The 21,368-nt window shown below is 54.8% G+C and carries 17 protein-coding genes, 1 riboswitch and 1 other annotated feature; of the genes, 4 read left to right on the forward strand and 13 right to left on the reverse strand.

What is annotated here, in order from left to right; all coding sequences use genetic code 11:
• Positions 1 to 61: 61 nt before the first annotated feature.
• Complete coding sequence (locus tag KTT_RS06685; RefSeq protein ID WP_160145691.1) at positions 62 to 1,369, forward strand: S53 family peptidase; 1,308 nt, start codon at positions 62 to 64, stop codon at positions 1,367 to 1,369.
• A 94-nt stretch (positions 1,370 to 1,463) separates the two neighbouring features.
• On the opposite strand, the gene asd is transcribed toward KTT_RS06685, so the two are convergent.
• The 12 genes from asd to KTT_RS06745 form a co-directional block, all read right to left on the reverse strand.
• Positions 1,464 to 2,534 (reverse strand): aspartate-semialdehyde dehydrogenase, encoded by a 1,071-nt coding sequence (gene asd, locus KTT_RS06690; protein WP_126595236.1) that lies wholly within the window; start codon positions 2,532 to 2,534, stop codon positions 1,464 to 1,466.
• 307 nt (positions 2,535 to 2,841) lie between these two features.
• Positions 2,842 to 4,323, reverse strand: coding sequence for an aspartate kinase (locus KTT_RS06695; RefSeq protein WP_126595237.1), 1,482 nt, complete (start codon positions 4,321 to 4,323; stop codon positions 2,842 to 2,844).
• Positions 4,324 to 4,418: 95 nt separating this feature from the next.
• Positions 4,419 to 5,747: a homocysteine synthase gene (locus tag KTT_RS06700; protein WP_126595238.1), complete on the reverse strand. Its 1,329-nt coding sequence runs from the start codon at positions 5,745 to 5,747 to the stop codon at positions 4,419 to 4,421.
• A 20-nt stretch (positions 5,748 to 5,767) separates the two neighbouring features.
• Positions 5,768 to 6,913 (reverse strand): homoserine O-acetyltransferase MetX, encoded by a 1,146-nt coding sequence (gene metX, locus KTT_RS06705; protein ID WP_126595239.1) that lies wholly within the window; start codon positions 6,911 to 6,913, stop codon positions 5,768 to 5,770.
• A gap of 45 nt (positions 6,914 to 6,958) precedes the next feature.
• Positions 6,959 to 7,261 (reverse strand) — a binding site (T-box leader).
• 85 nt (positions 7,262 to 7,346) lie between these two features.
• Positions 7,347 to 7,464, reverse strand: a riboswitch (SAM riboswitch).
• A 337-nt stretch (positions 7,465 to 7,801) separates the two neighbouring features.
• Complete coding sequence (locus KTT_RS06710) at positions 7,802 to 8,761, reverse strand: aldo/keto reductase (protein ID WP_126595240.1); 960 nt, start codon at positions 8,759 to 8,761, stop codon at positions 7,802 to 7,804.
• 182 nt (positions 8,762 to 8,943) lie between these two features.
• A complete protein-coding gene (locus KTT_RS06715; protein WP_126595241.1) occupies positions 8,944 to 10,128 on the reverse strand; it encodes a thiolase family protein in 1,185 nt (394 codons plus the stop codon).
• Positions 10,129 to 10,253: 125 nt separating this feature from the next.
• Positions 10,254 to 11,558 carry an acyltransferase family protein gene (locus KTT_RS06720; RefSeq protein ID WP_126595242.1) on the reverse strand — a complete coding sequence of 435 codons (1,305 nt, stop codon included), beginning with the start codon at positions 11,556 to 11,558 and terminating at the stop codon, positions 10,254 to 10,256.
• Between the two features lie 253 nt (positions 11,559 to 11,811).
• Positions 11,812 to 12,081 carry a PLDc N-terminal domain-containing protein gene (locus KTT_RS06725; protein WP_126595243.1) on the reverse strand — a complete coding sequence of 90 codons (270 nt, stop codon included), beginning with the start codon at positions 12,079 to 12,081 and terminating at the stop codon, positions 11,812 to 11,814.
• Between the two features lie 214 nt (positions 12,082 to 12,295).
• Positions 12,296 to 13,714: a sensor histidine kinase gene (locus KTT_RS06730; protein WP_126595244.1), complete on the reverse strand. Its 1,419-nt coding sequence runs from the start codon at positions 13,712 to 13,714 to the stop codon at positions 12,296 to 12,298.
• 230 nt (positions 13,715 to 13,944) lie between these two features.
• Complete coding sequence (locus KTT_RS06735; protein ID WP_218030846.1) at positions 13,945 to 15,180, reverse strand: peptidoglycan DD-metalloendopeptidase family protein; 1,236 nt, start codon at positions 15,178 to 15,180, stop codon at positions 13,945 to 13,947.
• 98 nt (positions 15,181 to 15,278) lie between these two features.
• Positions 15,279 to 16,499 (reverse strand): TolB family protein, encoded by a 1,221-nt coding sequence (locus KTT_RS06740; RefSeq protein ID WP_160145692.1) that lies wholly within the window; start codon positions 16,497 to 16,499, stop codon positions 15,279 to 15,281.
• A 243-nt stretch (positions 16,500 to 16,742) separates the two neighbouring features.
• Complete coding sequence (locus tag KTT_RS06745) at positions 16,743 to 17,807, reverse strand: lipid II:glycine glycyltransferase FemX (RefSeq protein ID WP_126595247.1); 1,065 nt, start codon at positions 17,805 to 17,807, stop codon at positions 16,743 to 16,745.
• 164 nt (positions 17,808 to 17,971) lie between these two features.
• Here KTT_RS06745 and KTT_RS06750 point away from each other — a divergent pair, with 164 nt between their 5' ends.
• Positions 17,972 to 18,403 carry a potassium channel family protein gene (locus tag KTT_RS06750; RefSeq protein ID WP_126595248.1) on the forward strand — a complete coding sequence of 144 codons (432 nt, stop codon included), beginning with the start codon at positions 17,972 to 17,974 and terminating at the stop codon, positions 18,401 to 18,403.
• A 96-nt stretch (positions 18,404 to 18,499) separates the two neighbouring features.
• The gene (locus KTT_RS06755) at positions 18,500 to 19,159 is read left to right on the forward strand and encodes a potassium channel family protein (protein ID WP_126595249.1); all 660 of its coding nucleotides are present in this window, start codon (positions 18,500 to 18,502) and stop codon (positions 19,157 to 19,159) included.
• A 135-nt stretch (positions 19,160 to 19,294) separates the two neighbouring features.
• Here KTT_RS06755 and KTT_RS06760 read toward each other — a convergent pair whose 3' ends face one another.
• Positions 19,295 to 20,572, reverse strand: coding sequence for an AI-2E family transporter (locus KTT_RS06760; protein WP_126595250.1), 1,278 nt, complete (start codon positions 20,570 to 20,572; stop codon positions 19,295 to 19,297).
• 483 nt (positions 20,573 to 21,055) lie between these two features.
• Here KTT_RS06760 and KTT_RS06765 point away from each other — a divergent pair, with 483 nt between their 5' ends.
• Complete coding sequence (locus KTT_RS06765; RefSeq protein WP_126595251.1) at positions 21,056 to 21,340, forward strand: hypothetical protein; 285 nt, start codon at positions 21,056 to 21,058, stop codon at positions 21,338 to 21,340.
• The last annotated feature ends 28 nt before the right edge of the window (positions 21,341 to 21,368 follow it).

Genomic DNA, 21,368 nt, shown 5'->3' on the forward strand with positions numbered 1-21,368 from the left:
GCTATTAAGCAAGCAAACTATTGACCTAACGATTCACACCATAGTGCAAGTAGGAGCTAAGATGAAACGCACCACCCTGCGTCTTTTTTTCTCTTTATTCTCCATGATCCTGTTACTGGCTGCCTGTAGTCCTCAGTCAGTATTAGGAGATGGGGTTCAGTCTACGCCCACAGCCGCGCCCGGCACCGCTTCGACGGACGCCTGCCCAGCCAGTATCGGGCAACTGCCAACCTGTCTGACACCTACCGCCATGCGCAAAGCCTATGGCATTCAATCGCTCTACGATAAGGGGTACACGGGTAAAGGGCAAACCGTCATCGATATCGTTTCCTTTGGTAGCCCTACTATTCAGCAAGACATGAAAGTATTTGACCAGACCTTCAACCTGCCCCCCGTGAACCTGCAGATTATCGCACCGCTCAATGTGCCCGAATATGATCCCCATCATGACAAATCTGGCTGGGCTGGCGAAACGACGCTGGATGTCCAGATTATCCATGCCCTGGCTCCCGATGCTAAAATCGTTCTGCTGGTCAGCCCGGTAGCAGAAACAGAGGGCACAATTGGGCTGCCAGAATTTCGCCAGCTTGAACAATACACCATCGACCATAAGCTAGGCAATATTGTCTCACATAGCTGGGGCGCCTCGGAGCTCACTTTCAAGGATGCTAAAGGGCAGGCTGAACTCAATGTCTGGAATCAATTGCTGGAGAAAGCAACAACACAGCAGGGCATGACCTATTTCTCTTCGTCCGGAGACAATGGCGCAACTGATTACTCGGACCTCAATGCGACCAAGCTCGCGAATGTCCAGACAACCAGTTTCGCGGCCTCTTCTCCCTGGGTGACCAGCGTGGGCGGAACAAATCTCGTCGAAAACCATGGCGCCTTCAAAGAAGTAGCGTGGAATGGTAGTGGTGGCGGCTTCAGCCAGTTTTTTAGCATTCCTGACTATCAGAAACTGCTCCCCGCCGCGGCACAGGAACAATTTAAAAATCGCCGCGGGGTACCCGATGTCTCGGCGGTGGCCGATCCTTTCACTGGCATGGCTGTCTATATCGGTGGCAACTGGACGCAGGCCGGGGGCACCAGTGCAAGTTCACCCGTGTGGGCCGCGATCATGGCTATCGCCGATCAGATGGCCGGTCGACCGCTGGGCTTCATCAATCCAGCCCTTTATAAGATCGCCGCATCGAACAGCTATTCCCACGCTTTCCGCGACATCACGCAGGGCAATAATAACAATCCGTCCGCCAAAGTGAAAGGATTTCAGGCCGCAGCGGGCTGGGATGCGGTTACAGGCCTTGGCGCGCCCAATGCGCAAGTTCTGATACCAGCCCTGATCAAAGAGATTCCGAAGAATTCGTAAATATTCATAACAGAGGCCGCGAATGCGGACAGATGAAAAAGGAGCCCGGCGTATGCCGGGTTCCTTTTTCATCTGTCCGCATTCGCGGCCTCTGTTAAAGTAATCCTTTATGGACGCACCATTCGGCGTTCAGGAGAGAGCCGCCGGCGGCGCCACGGATGGTGTTGTGGCCAAGCATGACAAACTTGTAGCTGAAGAGCGGGCAGGGGCGCAGCCGACCAAGGGTCACGGTCATGCCATTGCCAGCGTCTCGATCTCGCAGGGTCTGTGGGCGATCGATTTCACGGCGATAGACGAGGGCATGTTTGGGCGCGCTGGGCAGGCCAGCCGCCTGCGGCTCCGGCACATAATTCTCCCAGGCCGCGATAATCTCCTCGGGGCCAACCGAACGCTCCAGCTGGATGCTGGCGCACTCCAGGTGTCCCTCACGGGTCGCCACACGGTTGCAGTGGGCGCTCACCGCCAGCGGCGCATCCACAAAGCCCCGTCCCTCCTGCCACTCACCCAGCATCTTTAGCGTCTCGCTCTCCAACTTCTCCTCTTCGCCACCGATATAGGGGACAACGTTATCCAGAATGTCGTACGAAGGGATTCCTGGATAACCGGCGCCAGAGATGGCCTGCATAGTAGTCACCAGAGCCTTGCTAACTCCAAAGGCCAACTGCAACGGCTTGAGCGCCATCACCAGCGGCGTAGCCGAGCAATTGGCGTTGGTCACGATAAAGCCCGACCAACCGCGCTGTTTCTGCTGCTGAGGGATGGCGGCGATATGGTCCGCGTTCACCTCGGGGATCAACAGGGGCACATCGGCGCCCATACGATGGTTCTTGGCGTTGCTAAAAACGGCTACGCCAGCCTGAGCAAAGGCAATCTCGATCTCGCCCGCGATCTCGCCAGGCAGAGCCGAAAAGACCACCTTAACCCCAGGCATAGCCTCGGGACGACACGGCACCACCGGGAGCTGCGCCGCATCCGCGGGCATGTCGCTCCCCGACAGGCGCCAGCTGGTCACCTCGGCATAGGGGAGTCCATTGTGCTTATCCGAAGCCGCCAGGGCCACCAATTCAAACCAGGGATGCCCCTGCAATAATTCGATAAAGCGCTGGCCGACCATGCCGGTCGCCCCCAGCACCCCTACAGGAATCTTCTTATGCGATGTCTCCATATATATCCTCCCACTGCTCGATGAAAGTGCCAGACTTGTGTCGGTATGGGGCACGTGAACGCCCCCGCACAGGCGTCCGCATGCGCGGCCGCACTGATTTTATGTTGTTGGTGCAACAGGTGCGCGATCGCGCACCTGTTGCACCAACAACGAATGGGCTCATGAGCACTACAGACGCTAAAGCTCAGAACAGTGATCGTGTGAACCTGATCCATCCTATGAAAACGGACGGGCCGCATACACAAGCGAACCCGTCCCCTGGTTATTTATAATACTATATCATCTGCTCGATGCAGCGATATGGCTATCAGGCCTGGCGGCGTGCTTCTTTACCGGTGGCCGGATGGCGCACCAGCGGGATCACCGGGGCGATCAGATCGCGATGCAAACAGCGCAGGGCGCGCTCAGCCGAACGATTCTCTACGATCAGCGTAATGCCCTGCTCTGAAGCTCCCTGCGAGATAACCGGGATACGCTCGCTGGCCAGCGCGGTAATAGCGCGCGCCGGGCTCATTGGATCATTGGTAAAACCCGAGCCGATACAGGCGCAGGCCGCCAGGCCCCGGCGGAGAGAGACACGCCAGAGCTCTTTATCCATGTTACGCTGCAACAATGCCACCACTGAGTCGGCCGCCTTCTCATCCACCACAAAAGAGAGATGATGGCCGGAAGAAGAACAGATGGCCGCGGGGGCCGCGCCCGCCCTGGCAGCCAGGTCAAACACCTGACCAGCATTCTCCGGAGCACCAAAGAGGTCCGTACTCTCCACCGTAATCAAGGCCATGTTGCGGCGAATGGTGATCGCGCCCGCCCCACTTGGGGTATGTCCAGTGGGACCAATGATCGTGCCACGAATATGTGGCCGGAACGAGTTGCGCACCCGCACCGGAATGTTACGATGGGCAATGGGGATCAGGGTACGCGGGTGCAATACCTTGGCACCAAACCAGGAGAGGCGGGCCGCCTCCGCGTACGATAATTGCGTCAACAATCTGGTATTGGCGACCATGCGGGGATCAGCCGTCAGCACGCCATCAACGTCTGTGTAAATCGAGACATCCACGCAATCAAGAGCCGCGCCAATCACCGTCGCGGAATAATCTGATCCATTGCGTCCCAGCGTCGTTACAAAACCAGTGATCGTGCGCCCCATAAAGCCTGCGGCAATCGGCACCACACCGGCCTCAACCAGCGGATAGATCAACATCTGAGCGTTGGTGCGCGTCTCCTCGATCAAAGGATCGGCACCCTCAACCACGCCAAAGGGCTGCGCGAGATCGTGTGGGGGATGGCTGGTAATAATGACCTCTTTGCGCACCGGCTCCGCCGCGGCGCCGCGCGTACGCACAGCCGCCGCCACCAGTAAAATAGAGAGCCGCTCACCCCAGGAGGCGACCGTGGCCGTACGCAGATGCACCATATCATCATTGGCCGCCGCCTTACGCAGGATCTGCACATCCTCGCTCAGCTTCCCAATCGCCTCCTCCAGTTCATCCAGCAAGCGCGTTCGCTCCTCGCCCGCGTGGGTCACATGGCTGGCGGCATCCAGATGCTTCTGGCGCAGCGAGCTCAGTTCCTGATCACAGGACTCACCCTCGCCCGAGCAGGCGTAGCGCGCGATCCGCAAAAGCTGATCGGTGACACCAGACATAGCCGAGACTACCACGACGGGAAAAGGGGCTGTAGAATCATGCAGGGTGTCCACAATAATGGACGCCACACGCCGGATACGCTCACCACTACCGACTGAGGTACCGCCAAATTTTAAGACACAGACAGATTGTTCCATAGCAGACCACCACCATTCATAACACAGCTTCAGGGGCCAGGCCGCTCAACCGCGCATACCCGTGATCAGCGGCCCGCATCCGAAGGAAGACTTATCTACGCATTCGTAGCTGCACCAACATCGGCCAACGCAGCATTCAGAGCCTGGTCCAGATCATCGGTCAGATCATCAACGGTCTCCAGACCAATGGAGAGGCGGATAAAGTCAGGCGTAACACCAGCCTCAACCTGCTCCTCAGGTGTCAACTGAGCATGGGTGGTGCTCGCGGGATGGATAATCAACGACTTCGCATCACCCACATTAGCCAGGTGCGAGAACAGCTCGATATGGCGAATCAGCTGCTTGCCAGCCTCCAGGCCACCCTTGATGCCAAAGCCCAGGATGGCGCCAAAGCCACCATGCGTAAAGTACTTCTGTGCCAGTTCATGCTGTGGATGACTCTTCAAGCCAGGATAACTGACCCAGCTGACGGCGGGATGCTGCTCCAGGAATTCCGCCACGCGCTGCGCATTCTGGCTATGGCGCTCCATACGCAGCGGCAGAGTCTCTAGTCCCTGCAGGAAGAGCCAGGAATTGAACGGAGTGGTGGCTGGACCCATGTCGCGCAGCAGCTGGACGCGCGCCTTGATGATGTAGGCCAGCGGACCAACGGCCTCGACATAGCGCACACCATGGTAGGAAGGATCAGGCTCGGTCAGACCGGCGAAGCGGCCGCTGGCAGCCCAATCGAAATTACCACCATCCACAATCACACCACCGATGGAGGTGCCATGTCCACCAATAAACTTGGTCGCCGAATGGATCACGATATCAGCCCCATGCTTGAGAGGCTGCACCAGGTAAGGGGTCGCAAACGTATTATCGATGATCAGTGGCAGGCCATTTTCATGGGCGATATCGGCCACCGCGCGGATGTCCAGCGTATCCAGCCGAGGATTGCCCAGCGTCTCCGCGTAAAACGCTTTGGTGTGCTCGTTGATCAGCGAGCGAAAATTCTCAGGATCGCGGCTATCCACAAAGTGGACCTTGATGCCGAGCTTGGCAAAGGTATAGTGGAACAAATTGTAGGTACCGCCATACAGACTGGCCGACGAGATGATCTCATCGCCTGCTCCGGCGATATTGAGCAGCGCCAACGACTCGGCCGCCTGTCCTGAAGAGACCGCCAGGGCACCCACACCACCCTCAAGAGCGGCGATACGGCGCTCAAAGGCATCCTGCGTTGGATTCATAATACGGGTATAGATATTGCCAAATTGCTTCAAGGCAAAGAGATTCGCCGCGTGTTCAGGACTATCAAAGACATAAGACGAGGTCTGATAAATAGGCACGGCACGCGCCCCGGTCGCACTATCAGCGGTTTCCTGTCCAGCATGCAAAGACAACGTTTCAAAACCATAGCTACGATTACTATTTAATGCCATGAGATTTCTTTCTCCTTTTTTTATAGTGAGAATTGACGGAGGACGGCGTTTAATTTGTCCCATTCTTTCAGGAACGCATCATGGCCATGGGGAGAAGCAATCTCCACATAGCGTGCATCGCCTCCAACGGTTTGTACTTTATCTGCCAGCCAGCGCACATGTGACGCCGGGAAGAGAAAATCGGAGCTGATCCCGACAAAGAGCATCTCGCTCTGGATGCGTCCGAGCGCATCTTCAAGAGAGGCATACCCCTCGCTTACATCATAAAGATCCATCGCTCGGCTGATATAGAGATAGCTATTGGCATCAAAGCGGCGAGCAAGCTGATCGCCCTGATAGTAGAGATAGTTTTCGACATCGAAGCGTCCACCCAGTTCAGGCGAAAAGGTTGGAGCCGTCACCGGTTCACGCTGCGCCTGCTTGCGCGCGAAGCGCTGCTCCATCGACTCCTCACTCTGATAAGTGATCATCGCCAGCATGCGCGCGATCGCCAGGCCCGTCGCGGGTCCCTGGCCCGGCCGGTAATCTCCACACTGCCAGGCGGGATCAGCCATAATCGACTGACGCGCTACTTCATTGAAGGCGATCGCCTGAGCCGACACAGCCGCCGAGGCCGCAATTACAGCCACTTTATCTACAATGTTAGGGTAGGTAACCGCCCACTCCAGCGCCTGCTGACCCCCGATGGAACCACCTGCCACCATCGCCAGTCGGCGCACGCCCAGGTGCTTGATCAGCTTATACTGAGCCCGCACCATATCACGGATCGTGATCACAGGGAAACGCATGCCATAAGGGCGTCCGGTCACAGAATTCTCAGAGGAAGGACCAGTACTACCAGAACAACCGCCAATAATATTGGCGCAAATCACAAAGTAGCGCGCAGTATCAAAGTATTTGCCAGGACCAATCAGGGGATTCCACCAGGCAGCCCTGGGATTCTCTGGATCCTCGACATCATGGGCATGAGAACTACCGGTCAGCGCATGCGTAATCAAAATCGCATTATCGCCCGTGGCATTGAGCTCTCCCCACGTCTCATACGCCAGCGTCACCGGTCCCAATCGGCCGCCGCGCTGCAGCAAAAGCTGATCAAAAGTGAACGTCAACACTTCATTCTCTGTCTGCGTCTTTATTCGGTTTATATATTCCAATTGCGCTACCATGTAATACTCCCCCTCCTGGAAAAAGGAACAAAAAAACCCTCACCCTGCAGGGGCGAGGGGTAAACGTCTTCGCGGTACCACCCTGATCTATTGACACCTCACGGCGCCAACCTTTACGAGTGTTATCCTGTCAAACTAGCCACCCGAACTATCCACAACCTAACGGCCAGCGACAATCTATAACACTACAGCTATAACGTAGCTCACGGCACAATCTACTACCTCGCAAAAGGGTTCAATCTGCAACTCAGAGGCCATATTCAATGCCGGTACGGCGCTGACATCTCATCGTCGTCAACTCTCTGTAGCCGCCCATTCACATTTACTCTTCCTCTTCAACGCAATTCTCTTTTTCAATTGTAAGGTACACCAGATTCCAGGAAACAGGTAACAAAAAAGCCCCTCACTTGGGGGGGCCGCTACATTGCTGTTCCCCTCATCTTGCGAAATATGCGCTGCACATTTCACCGGAATTGGCACCCTGCTTGCTACATTGCAAACGGGTTGCCGGGCTTCACAGGGCCGTATCCCTCCACCTCTCTTGATGAGAGCAGTTATCACTGCATTATTCAGTTATAGTATGTTCTTTTGTTTGCGATTTGTATCTTAATGTTATTGAGTAGTATACCCAAGGTAGCTAAACGCTGTCAAGGGCACAACCATACCAAACATGTGTACAAAATACACATATCACCATATTTGCAAAGTCTGCTGCTCAGGCTCCAGGCCGGGACATGATCTTTTCCTTTTTAACCAGGCATAAAATATCCCCGCCTACGGCGGAGAAGAGGGAAAAGCATTTTGGGGGCACCCCAAACCCCGGCAGGAGGGGCTCGCCGCCCCTCCTGCACCTCCCTGCTTTATGCAAGACTACCTCTTTTTCAGCATTTAGTCCCAGGAGGAGGCCTGGTTGAGGGCGGTGATATGATCGGGAACCAGGGTGATGTCGACCGCCTCCAGGCTGGGCTGCAGTTGATCGGCACTGTTGGCGCCGATGATGGGAGCGGTAACAGTTGTCTGAGCCAGCAACCAGGCCAGCGCCACGGCACTCGGCGTGGTTTCAATTTCCCGGGCGATCCGCTTGACGACATCGAGGGTGCGCCATGCACCCTCGATGTCATATTTCTGCGCAATCGAGCTGGCGCGTTCGCTCTCGGCATTTCCGCCGCGCTCGTATTTGCCCGTCAGGAAACCACCGGCCAGTGAGCTATAGGGGATCACCCCGATCTGGTGCTGCTCACATATAAGTTTAAGATCGCTCTCGAACTCGGCGCGATGAACCAGGTTATAGTGTGGCTCCAGTACATCATAACGTACCGTATTGTGCGTGTCGGCGCTCCACAGACTCTCCATCAGCCGCCAGGCAGGATAGTTGGAGGCACCAACGTAGCGCACCTTGCCCATGCGCTGCAAATCATCGAAGGCCTTGAGGGTCTCATCAATGGGTGTCTCGGCATCAAAGGCGTGCGCCAGGTAGAGATCGATATAGTCGGTCTGTAGGCGGCGCAGGGAAGCATTTACACCATCCAGAATATGCTTGCGCGAGAGTCCGCGATCGTTGGGGCTATCACCCATAGGTTGATAGACCTTGGTCGCCACGATCATCTCGCCGCGCTTGTGTCGCGACTTTAGCCAGCGACCGATAATCGCTTCCGACTCACCGCCCTCGTGGCCGGCAAGCCAGCGTGAATAAAAATCGGCGGTATCCAGAAAATTGCCGCCCTTCTCGATAAAGGCATCCATAACCTCAAAGGCCGCATTCTCGTCCGCCGTCCATCCCCACTGCATGGTTCCCAGGCATAGTGCCGACACTTTCAGGCCCGTACGGCCCAGTTTTCGATAGCGCATTGCTGCATCATCCCCTCTTTACTAACAGCCAGGCTAAAACACATACATCCAGGTTCATAAGATCTCGCCGATACAACGTATCGCTAGCCTATATTGCACGTCGCACGCCCGGCATTCGTTTCTGGCCCGGACACATAAAAAAAGATGCCATCATGCGATCCACAATGGCATCTCTACACATCCTAAGCGTTGATACGTTCGATGATCAGGGCGTTGGCCATGCCACCACCTTCACACATAGTCTGCAGCCCGTAGCGACCGCCCTGTCGCTCCAGTTCCCACAACAAGTGCGCCATCAGTCGGGAACCTGACGCGCCCAGAGGATGGCCGATGGCGATCGCGCCACCATTCACGTTGACCTTGCGCATGTCCGCTCCGGTCTCACGCTGCCAGGCCAGCACGACGCTGGCAAAGGCCTCGTTAATCTCGATCAGATCGATGTCGGACAACGTTAAACCGGCCTTCGCCAGCACCTTGTAGGTAGCCGGGATGGGAGCAGTCAACATAAAGATGGGATCATCGGCGGCCAGGGCGAAAGAGACAAAGCGGGCGCGGGGCCGCAATCCCAACCGCTCGGCGGTAGCGCGCTCCATAATCAGGGTGGCCGCAGCTCCATCGCTGATCTGCGAGGAGTTGCCCGCAGTCACCACGCCATCCTCCCTAAAGGCCGGCTTGAGTCCCGCCATCTTCTCCATACTGCTATCCACGCGAATCCCCTCATCGCGCTCAAACGACTGGCGGGTACCTTCGGGGGAGACGACCGGGACCGGGATCAGCTGTCCGGAGAAGCGGCCTTCGGCGGTAGCCTGGGCGGCGCGCCGGTGACTTTCGAGGCTAAACGCATCCAGTTCGTCACGGCTTAGCTCCCATTTCTGGGCGATCAGCTCAGCGCTGACGCCCTGAGGAACCAGTTTGCCCTCGTAGCGCTGCTCCATACGCGAACCAAATGGGGAGGCGGCACCCTGGGCACTGGAGCCCATCGGCACACGCGTCATCGATTCGACGCCGGCCGCCAGCACGATGTCGTAGGCTCCACTGATAACGCCCTGGGCCGCGAAGTGAATAGCCTGCTGGCTGGAGCCACACTGGCGATCAATGGTTGTTCCCGGCACCGACTCGGGGAAGCCGGCCGCCAGCACAGCGTTACGAGCCACATTCCAACTCTGTTCGCTCACCTGGCTCACACAGCCAACGATCACATCATCAATGAGGGCGGGATCAATCTTTGTACGCTCAACTACATGCGAAAATACATGGGCCAACAGATCAACTGGATGCCAATCCTTTAGCTGACCGCCACGACGACCAAACGGCGTCCGTACAGCTTCAACGATCACTGCTTCACGCGGGGTTGTGCCTTGCGTCATCGCACTGCTCCTCCTTACCGTTACTGCTCTAACAGTCCTTGCGCTTGTATTACGCGCTGTCTATAGTAAGCCACAAAGGTGCAGATAGAACAAGCGGTGCTTATCCCATGGTGCGTGGCAAGCTATCAGGCGATCCTGCGGGCGACGCGCATTCCCATGCGGGTGCATGGCTTCTCAATCAAGCGATACGAGACCACAGCAATAGGCACCACAATCACGAACAGCCAGCCCCAGTACAGAAGATAGGTGGCAACTCCGTTCACCGTGGGCAGATGGGGCATGATCTGCTGGTCGAATAGATCCAGAAATGGCAGATGCCACATATAGAGTCCATACGAGATAAAACCGATCCAGCACAGTGGCCGCCAGGCGAATGGACGCTGTAGCCAGGTAGGGCCAAAGAGGATGGCCATTACGCAGGCTCCATATCCCATAGCGATAATCGTTTCGTTTAACCAATCGAACTGAGGGGTCAGCACATTCATAAAGGCAAAGATGGGTACCTGCAGGTGCAGCACGTTAAAATGCCAGATGGCCGTAAAGAACAACAGCCCTAGCCCGATAATCGCCAGCAGCGGGCTGGCCCATCTCAGGCCGTAGCGAATATCCGCGCTATGTTCAGCATGCCAGGCATAGGTATAGCAAAGACAGATAATCATGCCCACCGCGAAGTTTTCCAGGTACTTTCCCTGTATCCCATAAAGGACAAACACCGCTAGCCTGGCGATAAAGGTAGTGGGATGATGTGCTTCAGCGGTTCCCCCAAGCATGCGTATCCCCAGTCCCCAGATGACCATCAAACCACAACAGCCTATCATCACGCGCAGGCGCTGCGCCGGTGATTCGGGCAGACGCCGGGCCAGCAGCAGAAATCCCAGCGCTAGCAAGGGCAGCAACATGTAGAACTGCCACTCAATGGCCAGCGTCCAGAATGGGCCATTCAGCTTGCGAAACGTGCCATGGGACGAGTCCATGAAGAATGTCAGGAAGAGAGCCAGCTGCTTCCACCTGCCCGGCTGTAGATACTGTGGCTTGAAAAACAGAATAATGGTAAATAGCGCTACATAGTAAGCCGGAATGATACGGAGCGCCCGCTTGAGATAGAACTGGCGTAGCGACGGCCACTCCACCTGAAACAGCAACGCCTTCGCATACGGCAAGAACAATAAAAAGCCCGAAAGCACAAAGAAAAGGGTTACCCCCGAACCCCCAAAAGTCGCCAGCGCGCTGGCAAAGGGATGATCAGGCAGATCCCATAAATTGTGCAGAGCCAGTAGATTAATATGAAACATAATAACAGCGATGATCGCGCATGCCCTTACCCCATCCAACACCGCGATATTTTTTTTATGACCAGTTTGCAGATGGCCTTTCTCTTTCGATGCACTATCCTCCACATGGCTCTGATTATCCTGTACTACCACCGACATAATTGCTCTATCCTGCAAAACTCAACCTTTCTTCGTGTATATAATAACCTGTTAGTACGATCAAGCGAACACCTGAAATAGTAAAGGTGTTACTTTTACATATATTGCAGTTAATCTCCTGGGCGTCAAACCATCAGTGCCTATGGGTTAGGCAAAAAGTCATGCATACATATATCCATTCGGCCAGAGCCAGAAAATAAAAAAGCACCATCCCCGGCAGGGATGGTGCCATCATTTTTTTGTTCGCGGTTAGCTAGTAACGCTGCTGATAGGGATTGGGAACGTAACCCGGCTGGCCAAACATGACGCGCGGACGATTGACCGGGCGTTGACCAAAGATGAGGTAGAGGAATGGGCCCAGGAATGGGAGCGCCCAAATGATCAGCAGCCAGAAAACCTTGCCCAGGGGAGAGTGATCATCCTCCAGGATAAAGATGGTTTCAATAATATGTCCGACCAGGGGCAAAAAGACGATAATCAAAAACAATATAGAATTGGTGGCGCAACCTCGACTTGTAGCCATACTTTTTTTATCTCCTTATCACACACACTGTATGCTGTAGTACCTTGAAGCATGTCCGCAGTATATGCGAATCTCTACGTCTATATCTATCATTAATATCTGTCAGGCGCTATCAATAATAGTACGGTTTACAGATAGAAATTGTTGCAAGCGGGAGGTCAGAACCATGCTGGTCCTACTTTGCGCCACTGGCTACCCAGGTACTCGGTTCAGATCAGGCGAAACAGATGGTAAAGTGCAGGGCCAGGCCATTCTTTGCGTTATGTTCAACCCATAGCTGGCCCCCATGCATCTGTACAATACGCTGAGCAATGGAGAGGCCCTTGCCATCGGAGTTCTCATGAGCCGGCTCGGGCAGCCTGGAACTGGCGCGCAGGTGGACAAACCCATGGGCAAACATGTTCCAGGCCTGGTTATGAATACTCACATGCACCTTGTTTTCCGCCACGTAGCTGCTAACAGTAACCATGTTGCCCCGGCTGGTGTGTTCAATGACATAGCTTAGCAGGTGGGAAGTCATCAACGTAAGCTTTTCGCGATCCCCGAGCAGAATGGGAACGGCGATGGCCGGGCTAAACGTGACGGTATGATGGGGAGCAATAAAGCGCATCCTTTTAACAACGCCGGAGATAAGGATGTTCAGGTTCACCCATTCCAGGCAAACGTCACTCTGGTTGGACTCGACGCGCTCCAAATCGAGCATATCATTGATCAGGTGCAGCAGGCGCCGGGCATCGGCATGGATATCGATAGCAAACTCTTTGAGGGTATCCACGCCAAGGTCCTGGTCACGCATAATCTCGCTACACTTTGCGATGCCCTTTAGAACGGTACGGAATTCGTTATTGATGGTGGCCATAAAATTTGTCTTCATGGTGCTGGTACACAGCAGCTCTTCATTAGAAATCTGCAAGCCACATAGCATGCCCTCATACTCGCGTAGTTCACGGTCTCGCTGCATCACCAGGGCCAGCATGCGAGACAGGGAGCGCATCAACGCCACATCAGCTTCAGGCAACGGCAGCAACACGCGACCATAATCTAGAAAAAGGATGCCAACCAGGTCATCCTGGTACAGCATAGGGACAATCATGCGGTACATAGCATGTTCGCCACCCGGTATATGCGCGCCATCCGGCACCATCGCCTCACCCCGGCACAGTCGCTGAAACTGGGCCGCATCTTGAAACAAAAGATCTATGGGTACATCCTCGCTCCAATACTGGGCATAGGCTGGCACATCTCCCGCACAACTAAGGGGAGTAAATATTTTATGCTCTGGCTGAAACTCGGCCAGCATCACAAAATAGCATCCCAGGCACTTACGGATGCACTCGCTACAGCGCTCGATCAGCGAGATCCTCTCTCCATCATCCCTTTCACACTCATTCAGCCTGGTCAGCGTATCATGCGTGACCACAAGGGCTCGGCGCTGAACCAGCGCCAGAGATAGAGCCTCCAGGGCTTCTAACGCGTGTTTCGCCCGCCGCACATCCGGTATATATGAATATGCTGCCGACTCAAGCACCTGGCCACACTCCTCCTCAACCTCCTCCTGTTCTGCTCTATCAACAGAGAGCCTGGAACCGTTCGTATGCGCGATATGCTGGCGGTCTTTGCCATCTCTGCTCATAGTGTTACTCCTTATTTTTACCTATTTATAGTCTACAGATGGCGCATAATTAGGTTAAACATCGCACTATTATTTGCGTACTTTTTCAGATGCACGCCAATAAAGATCCTGGCCTCCGTAGAAGCGATAAGCAGCCTCCATGTGTCAGAGGCCGCTTATCACATACATCCGATCTATAGAGATTAACGACATTTAGCATATAAGGCTACAGTGTAGCGATCAGGAGCAGCTCAGGGTTGCCCATCAAGGTTGCCGCCAATATAAGCGCCACCGCTGGGAATGGTATAGCCGCCACGAACAGGCACAAATTCAACTCCATCGGCGGCCACCTGGGTACCAAACTCGCCGGTAAAGTTGCTTAACACCACGCTACCAGTTGTGCCGCTGTGGAAGTAATAGGTGCCCAGGCTCACCCACTGGGTTCCCGTGCTGACAGTCCCAAAGGGGCCGCCGAAGACGCCGATGTGCGATTCATCGACGCGCACGGTATGTCTTACCTGGAGCTGCGGATTCTCGGGATTGGCGCTATGGATGGTATAAGGGACCCAGCTGCTCGTGGCATGGGTATCATCGACGTATACGCCGACCTCATAGTAGCCATCCGCAGGGATCACGGGGCGCCAGGTAGCCGTAGCGAACGCGCCCCCGGTAGAGGTCCAATGCAAGCTCCCGCGAACATCGGTCCAGAACGCGCTGCGGCGCCAGTCGCCAGTCGAGCTCCAGCCGGGACCACCATCGTCTACCAGGATGGCGCCGGGATGGACGTGCGATCCTCCCAGGTAAGGAACCGCCGTACGCGAGGCCGGTGTGTCTACCCAGAGGTAGTTGTCGCGCACGATATTAGGATCGCGTGTGCGACCGCGCCAGCCAAAGGGATCGGTCGCCTGCCAGTTGGGCAGGTAATAGGCCGACATATGCAGGTGGGGTCCGGTCGAGGCGCCAGTCGTACCGCTGGTGCCGATCTGCCACTGGGTCCCAATCTCGTCTCCATCTGAAACCAGTACAGAGCTGAGGTGCCCATACGAAGTTACAATACCATTGCCGTGATCGATCGCCACCCACAGTCCAAAAGAGGAGTTGTGATTGACCGCGTTGTACCAGCCAGCTCGAATAACCCTGCCCCCGGCCGCGCTCAGCACAGGCTCAAAGCGCATATCCATATCGTAGCCATTGTGCCCATCATAGCAGCTCAGACGGGCGATACAGTCATAGACCGAAGTGCGCCAGGAGACGCCATCGAAGCGTACAAAGACGCCGTCATTAGCATACCAGGGCTTATCATGATCCACAAAAGAGACAGTGCGCTGCATAATGGTGTGATAACCATAATATGGGCGATGCATAAAAGGCATGCGGTATTGATACTGCAGTGAAGCCGCCGAAGCCTTCTCACCCATCCAGCCATCACTGCGTTGCGTCCCGACCAGCCAGGGCAGGCTCATCAATACCGTAAACAAACATAGCAAGGATATATATCTTTGGAAACGTAGAAACCTCATAGTCATCGATCTTCTTTTATAACTAGGGAAGCGCATGGAGCATATTCCCGCAATACTACGATCAGTTACCCCCATGCCACCACATGCGAGAAAGTGGGCGAGATAGGTACAACCTGCGTCTCACCATCGGACCCATTAACCTGGGCAGACCAGTAGCGCGGCGTCCCCCCTAGCACATTATTCACCGGGTTGAGGGCCGTGAAAATGACGCGATCGCTCAGGGCAGACCAGGTTGGATTGATATTCCACTGCTGACCCGTCTGCGCGGCCGTAGCAACCAGGCGCTCTTGATGGGTGCGTAGATTAAAGACCCCGACACCGCACTGCAAAGCCTGGTACAATTTATCGGCCCGGTGATCGCCGGTATTGGTGCGTACCACAAAAGCCAGCTTCTGCCCATCGGGCGACCAGGAGGGCAGATAGCCATGCCCACCATCTACGTCGGCGAGCCGCTGCTGCCGGGCGCCGCTGCTATCCATGGTCCAGAGGCCCGCGCTGAGGAAAGGAGCTGGACTGTCGGCCAGCCGCTCGTAGGCGATACTCTTCCCATCAGGTGACCAGGCAAACAGGCCGGCCACTGATTCCAGGCCGGTAGTGGCGAAGAGGTGGGTGCGGGCGCTACCATCGCTATGCATCATGTAGGTATCGCTTCCCTGACCCAGTCCGTCCGTCGTAGAGTAGACGATGCGCGAACCATCCGGCGAGGGGACCGCGTCGATCAGATTGGAGGACACGGTACCGATATCGATATTGACGTGCGCCCCTGTAGCGGCATCGACCATCCACAGGCCAGGATTCCAGCTCCCGCCGTCCAGCGGCGCATCGGGTCCCAGTGGCAGCATAGGGCGATAGAGGAAGGTATGTCCATTGCCACCAGGCTGCCAGCGCAGAAAGTTTCCCATCACAGCGTTCGGCTTAAACGAAACAGTATTCGCCTGAACCGCATACATCCAGACCTGCTCGCCGTGATCCCGATTCCCGTCGATCGCCAGGTAATTGCCATCCGGCGACAATTGCAGGGAGAGGACCATGTCGGATGAGACCAGGCCAAAGTTGTCGCCCAGCGGCACCAACGGTTGAGGCTTGCTCGTCGGCTGCCCGTCGGGACCCTTGGGGGCACGGGCCAGCACAAAGCCGTGTGGATCCTTCAGGGTGTAGTAGATATAGGCGTTGGCGGAAGAGGTGCTCGTAGGAGCCTGCCACAGCAGTTTCCACGCGGTAAGGCCGCCCGCAATCACCGTTACGATGCACAATAGCACAAAGGGTATGAATATCTTTCGTCTCATAAGCATTCCCAATTCAGCAGATTGTATGCAGAGCTTTTCAATGCTTCTTCAATAAGCCTGGCATGGCTCATGTTATCTCAATCGGCTGGACTGAAAAGCTGGACAGGGAAGGTGCTGCACTGGTGACTTATGGGGAAGGCAAATGGACTGTTTGTATGGTGTACTGCGGCAACCGCAATACACCATACAAACAGTCCATTCATGCGGATAATCCAATTATGTAGATATTGTGGATAGCACTATTTAGAGGAAGCGGCGTGCAAGGCGCATAGATAATGGCCGGTAGATATGTTCGTAGCCGCCTGCATATTGGACGACGCGTCCACCCCAGCCGCGTTTGAAGCGATAGACGCCGGCCATAGCTTCGTCCTCATCGTCGCTGGCCGGAATGCCCCAGAAATCATAGACATGCGCTCCACACTGTTTAGCCCAACGAATAGCCTCCCACTGCAAGACGTAGTTGGGCATCAGTTGTCGTTGCTGATTGCTCGAGGCGCCGTAAAGATAGATCGCCTGCCGCCCCATAATCGCGATCATGATGCCGGCCAGCAGCTGGCCATCGTGCTCCGCTAACAGGAGGCGCAGATTATCAGATGGCGCATAGAGCTCCCAGACGCGCTGATAATAGGCCAGGCTATGGATGCCGAACTGATCGCGATCGCCGGTCGTTCGCAGCAATGTATACCAGCCCTCTACATCGGCGAGTGAGCTCGCCAGGCGCACCTGCACCCCTTTACGTGCTCCCAGACGCACATTGTAGCGCCACTTCTCCTTCATCTGGGCCAGCAGGCGATCCTCATCGGGCGCCAGATCAAGCACAATACTGCGGCCCGGCTGAACAGGCGCAATCTCAGTCGCGCCCCACTCGCGTGTAAAGCGCTCAACCGCCTCACCAGCGGTGGTAGCGACCTCTACATCCGGCTCCCAGCGCAACGCCAGGGCCCCCTGCCTGCGCACATAGCGGTCCAGTTGCGCAAAGAAGGTACGGACCAGCTCTGGCTGCTGCCAATCCACCACAGGACCACGCGGAATGTAGGCCAGATGGCCCAGGGCCAGGGGTACCCGAGGCGCCGTCTTACGCAATACCTGGGCCACGGCCACAATCTGCTCCTCGGAGCACAGGGCCAGGCGCAACGGCGACCAGCCGGCCGTGGCTTTCAACTCACCCCAGCCCCAGCTCTGCAAAAAATGGCCATTGGGATGATTCTCCACAAAGGCATCCCACTCGGCGCGCCGCGTCTGGGGCAGCGCCCGCAAAACGTAGCGCGAGGAATCCGACCTCACTTGAGACTTAGACTCTGTTACCATCTTATCCAACTCTTTCACTTCAGATATTGCTCTATATCATACTCTATATCGTCTTCGACTATAGGAGCAACTAGCCATAGCAGAAATGTCCCTACATGCTATAATATTTGAGTTACAACCTAACAATCCTAACAAGCGGTCATTTGACCGATAGGAGGCAATACGTGAATATAGTGATCCTGGGATGTGGCCGTGTTGGAGCAACACTTGCCACACAACTGGATGAAGCAGGACATACAGTATCAGTCATCGATAGCAGCAGTGACTCTTTTCAACGTCTGAGCCCCAAATTCAAGGGAGATAAGATCGTCGGCAATGGTGTAGATGAAGAGACGCTACGCCGAGCTGGTCTGGAAACCGCAGATGCATTCGCCGCCGTCACCAACGGCGATAATCGTAATATTATGGCCGCCCAGATCGCCAAAGAAATTTTCAACATCAAAAAAGTCGTTTGCCGCATCTACGATCCCCTGCGTGAACAAACATTTAGGGAAGAGCTCGGACTGGAAACGATCTGTCCTACACAAATCATCTCAAGCCTGTTCGTCGATGCGCTGATCGGGAACAAGGCCTCTGCGCCTGCCCAGAGAAGTTAGCCAGTGAAGGATCAGCTGTTTATGGGTACGAACCGTAATAGCATAAATGGTACGTACTCCACCTATCACACAGGAAGAAAATAAGAGAGGCACAACATGTATATTATTGTTGGGGGAGGTGGCGATGTCGGCTACTACCTCACACGCTATTTGCTCCAGCAAGGTCACGAGATCTTGCTGCTCGAAAAAGAGAACAGGCGTTTTCAGACGCTATCAGAAGAGCTAGGCCAGGCGGTACTCAAAGGTGACGCCTGTGAGGCAAGGACGATGGAGGAGGCGGGAGCACGCCGGGCCGATGCGGTAATCGCCGTCACCGGTGAAGATGAGGACAACCTGGTCATCTGCCAGATGGCAAAGAAACGCTTTAATGTTGGCCGTACCATTGCTCGCTTGAATAATCCCAAGCACGAGGAACTGTTCCAGCGCCTGGGCATCGATGTCACGGTCAGTCCGACCAAAGCCATCCTTTCATTGATTGAATCAGAACTACCGGGACAGCGCTTCGTCCTGCTGATGAATCTCAAGCGGGCAGGATTAGAGATTATCCAGATCGTGGTTCCATCCCTATCACCGGTAGTCGGAAAACCGCTCAGCCAGATCAATCTGCCACGGCGCAGTAACCTGGCCCTGATTATTCGTGGTGAGGAACCAATCATCCCGTCCGCTGATGTGACCATCGAGGCCAACGATGAAATTTATGCCCTGGTCAATCGCGAAGGTGAGGAGGAACTGCGCCGCACTTTTGGCAACGCATAGAGATTCTTCCATATGAGGCAAGTGAGTGCCTCCACACAGGCGTCCGCATACGCGGGCGCACTCATTATTGAGATGGTGCAGCAGGGGCGGATCCGCCCCTGCTGCACCATCTCAATAATGTATCTGAGTACCGCATCAAAGGGCGGGCTCATCAGCTTTAGAGACCGGAGTGAGAGTGGAAGCCTCAGGCTGCAACGCATCATGCATGCTCTCATCCTCCAGGCGTTCGTCAACGCGGATACGGGAGCGCAACTGGTCTTTGGTCTGCTCAAGCCCTCCACGTGTAACTATGTGGGGACGCCGCATGGCCCAGGGCGCTCGTTTGCGCGCCATGATCTGATCGGCAGTCTCACCCCTGGCGGAGCGATAGATGCTGGCCACAACTACCCAGGCGGCCGCGACGATCGGGGTCGCCAGCAGAGCGCCAAAGACCCCAAAGAGCCTGGCGCCTACCAGTAAGGACAGGATGGCCGCAACAGGATGGAGGCCGACGGCGTGTCCAACGATACGCGGCCCCAACACATTGCTCTCCAGCGCCTGCATAATCACGAACAAGACAATAATCAAGATGGTGCGTTGAGCCAGTTGAGGCTCGCCCAGCAACAACGAGAGCAGAATAGGTGTGATCGAGGCCAGGGCTGGCCCAACCATCGGAATGGTCTCAAACAAGAATGCCAGCACACCACAGATCAGGGCATAGCTGCCCAATCCCGAGACGAGGCAGATCAGACTGGTCCCCACACCAATAATCAAGGCCAGCGTCAACTGACCCCGGATATAGTTTCCGACTACGCGATTCAAAGCATCCTCAAACAAGAGCACATTGGGAAGCCAGGAGCGGGGAGAGATGCTGATCAGGTTGTTACGGATACGCTTGCCGTCCAGGGTTAGATAGAAACTCAACACAGTCACCAGCAATACGTTCAGAAAAACACTGACGCCATTGGAGACGATGCCGATCACATTACCAGCCAGCGAGGTGGCGAAGCCGTACACCTGCGCCTGCACCTGCGTAATCGCGTCCTGAATCTGTGCATACGGCACGCCCATCTTCACCAATGAGTTAATGGCAACGTGAAAGGTATCGGGAAGTGAAAACGCGAAATCAGCGATGGTGGTGGAGAACGTATTGACCTGCAGCACCAGCGAGAAAACCAGTTCATAGGCCAGGCCAATGATCGCGCCTAAGACAACAATATACGTAATCACGGTTGCCGCAAGACGTGGGACACCATATTTTCCCAGGAAATTGACAATAGGAGTGAGTAAAAATGCGACAGCCATGGATAGCAGAAGAACAACGATGGCCTCAACAAACTGGCCCAGTAATATCCAGACCGCCCAGAAGATGACACCCAGACCCACTATACTCAGTAGTATATCGCGCGTTCTCTGCCAATTGATGTGATCCATATCCCTTAACCCTCATAGTTAATCAAGCTCAGCAAAGTATCCCTCGGTGTCATTGTGACAGGTTTTCCACAAAAGAACAAGCATATAACACATGAAATCGCTGCCATATAAAATGAAAAAAATATTACTAATTATTCATATCAGAGAGGAGATACAGTATTAGAACGAATAGAGAACGTCACATACCAAAGCGCACAGAAAAAATTAGCCAAAACAGCCATAAAGTAAGGTTTAGTTGCCAGATGAACACGTTTCGGGAAACAATATACAGCAGAGGATTGCATAGCAGGCATATGTATATGTTGAAACTTTATTTATTTATAAGTCGTCATTCCAATAGGACAACGCAAAGCCAATTGCTCGGCTACCCTCCTGAACAATGGGCTTATGTTAGAAGAAGTCCTTAAATTACTTTTGTTGATTATTACAAAACGGTAATCTTATCTTGCTTCGACTGGAAGCAACGTGAAAGAGGATGTACCCGTGGGTATAAATGTAGCCATCACACCTAGTGCACTATTACTATCTATCTTACTGCTGTTTCTCGTGGCCTGGACCGTCATTTTTGCCTACCTGGCATTGAAACGACCGGTCGAGTCATTGGTAGACACCAATACAGCAGCGTCAACAGCGCAGCCACAGCCCGTAACTATCGCTCCTGCCGTACCTGCACAGCTTCCCAAGATGAAGCCAGCGGTCCTTCAGACAGCGGTAGCCTATTCGGAGCAATCGGCCAGAGAGCCAGTATTAGAGCAATCATTGCGCTAACCTTCACACACAATACATATAAAAAATG

This window comes from Dictyobacter aurantiacus, from assembly GCF_003967515.1.
Taxonomy (GTDB): Bacteria; Chloroflexota; Ktedonobacteria; order Ktedonobacterales; family Ktedonobacteraceae; genus Dictyobacter; species Dictyobacter aurantiacus.

Excerpts from the sequence above, each read along its gene's own strand:
- KTT_RS06685 (WP_160145691.1), top strand. The coding sequence starts at position 62 with ATGAAACGCACCACCCTGCGTCTTTTTTTCTCTTTATTCTCCATGATC.
- asd (WP_126595236.1), bottom strand. The coding sequence starts at position 2,534 with ATGGAGACATCGCATAAGAAGATTCCTGTAGGGGTGCTGGGGGCGACC.
- KTT_RS06695 (WP_126595237.1), bottom strand. The coding sequence starts at position 4,323 with ATGGAACAATCTGTCTGTGTCTTAAAATTTGGCGGTACCTCAGTCGGT.
- KTT_RS06700 (WP_126595238.1), bottom strand. The coding sequence starts at position 5,747 with ATGGCATTAAATAGTAATCGTAGCTATGGTTTTGAAACGTTGTCTTTG.
- metX (WP_126595239.1), bottom strand. The coding sequence starts at position 6,913 with ATGGTAGCGCAATTGGAATATATAAACCGAATAAAGACGCAGACAGAG.
- KTT_RS06710 (WP_126595240.1), bottom strand. The coding sequence starts at position 8,761 with ATGCGCTATCGAAAACTGGGCCGTACGGGCCTGAAAGTGTCGGCACTA.
- KTT_RS06715 (WP_126595241.1), bottom strand. The coding sequence starts at position 10,128 with ATGACGCAAGGCACAACCCCGCGTGAAGCAGTGATCGTTGAAGCTGTA.
- KTT_RS06720 (WP_126595242.1), bottom strand. The coding sequence starts at position 11,558 with ATGTCGGTGGTAGTACAGGATAATCAGAGCCATGTGGAGGATAGTGCA.
- KTT_RS06725 (WP_126595243.1), bottom strand. The coding sequence starts at position 12,081 with ATGGCTACAAGTCGAGGTTGCGCCACCAATTCTATATTGTTTTTGATT.
- KTT_RS06730 (WP_126595244.1), bottom strand. The coding sequence starts at position 13,714 with ATGAGCAGAGATGGCAAAGACCGCCAGCATATCGCGCATACGAACGGT.
- KTT_RS06740 (WP_160145692.1), bottom strand. The coding sequence starts at position 16,499 with ATGAGACGAAAGATATTCATACCCTTTGTGCTATTGTGCATCGTAACG.
- KTT_RS06745 (WP_126595247.1), bottom strand. The coding sequence starts at position 17,807 with ATGGTAACAGAGTCTAAGTCTCAAGTGAGGTCGGATTCCTCGCGCTAC.
- KTT_RS06755 (WP_126595249.1), top strand. The coding sequence starts at position 18,500 with ATGTATATTATTGTTGGGGGAGGTGGCGATGTCGGCTACTACCTCACA.
- KTT_RS06760 (WP_126595250.1), bottom strand. The coding sequence starts at position 20,572 with ATGGATCACATCAATTGGCAGAGAACGCGCGATATACTACTGAGTATA.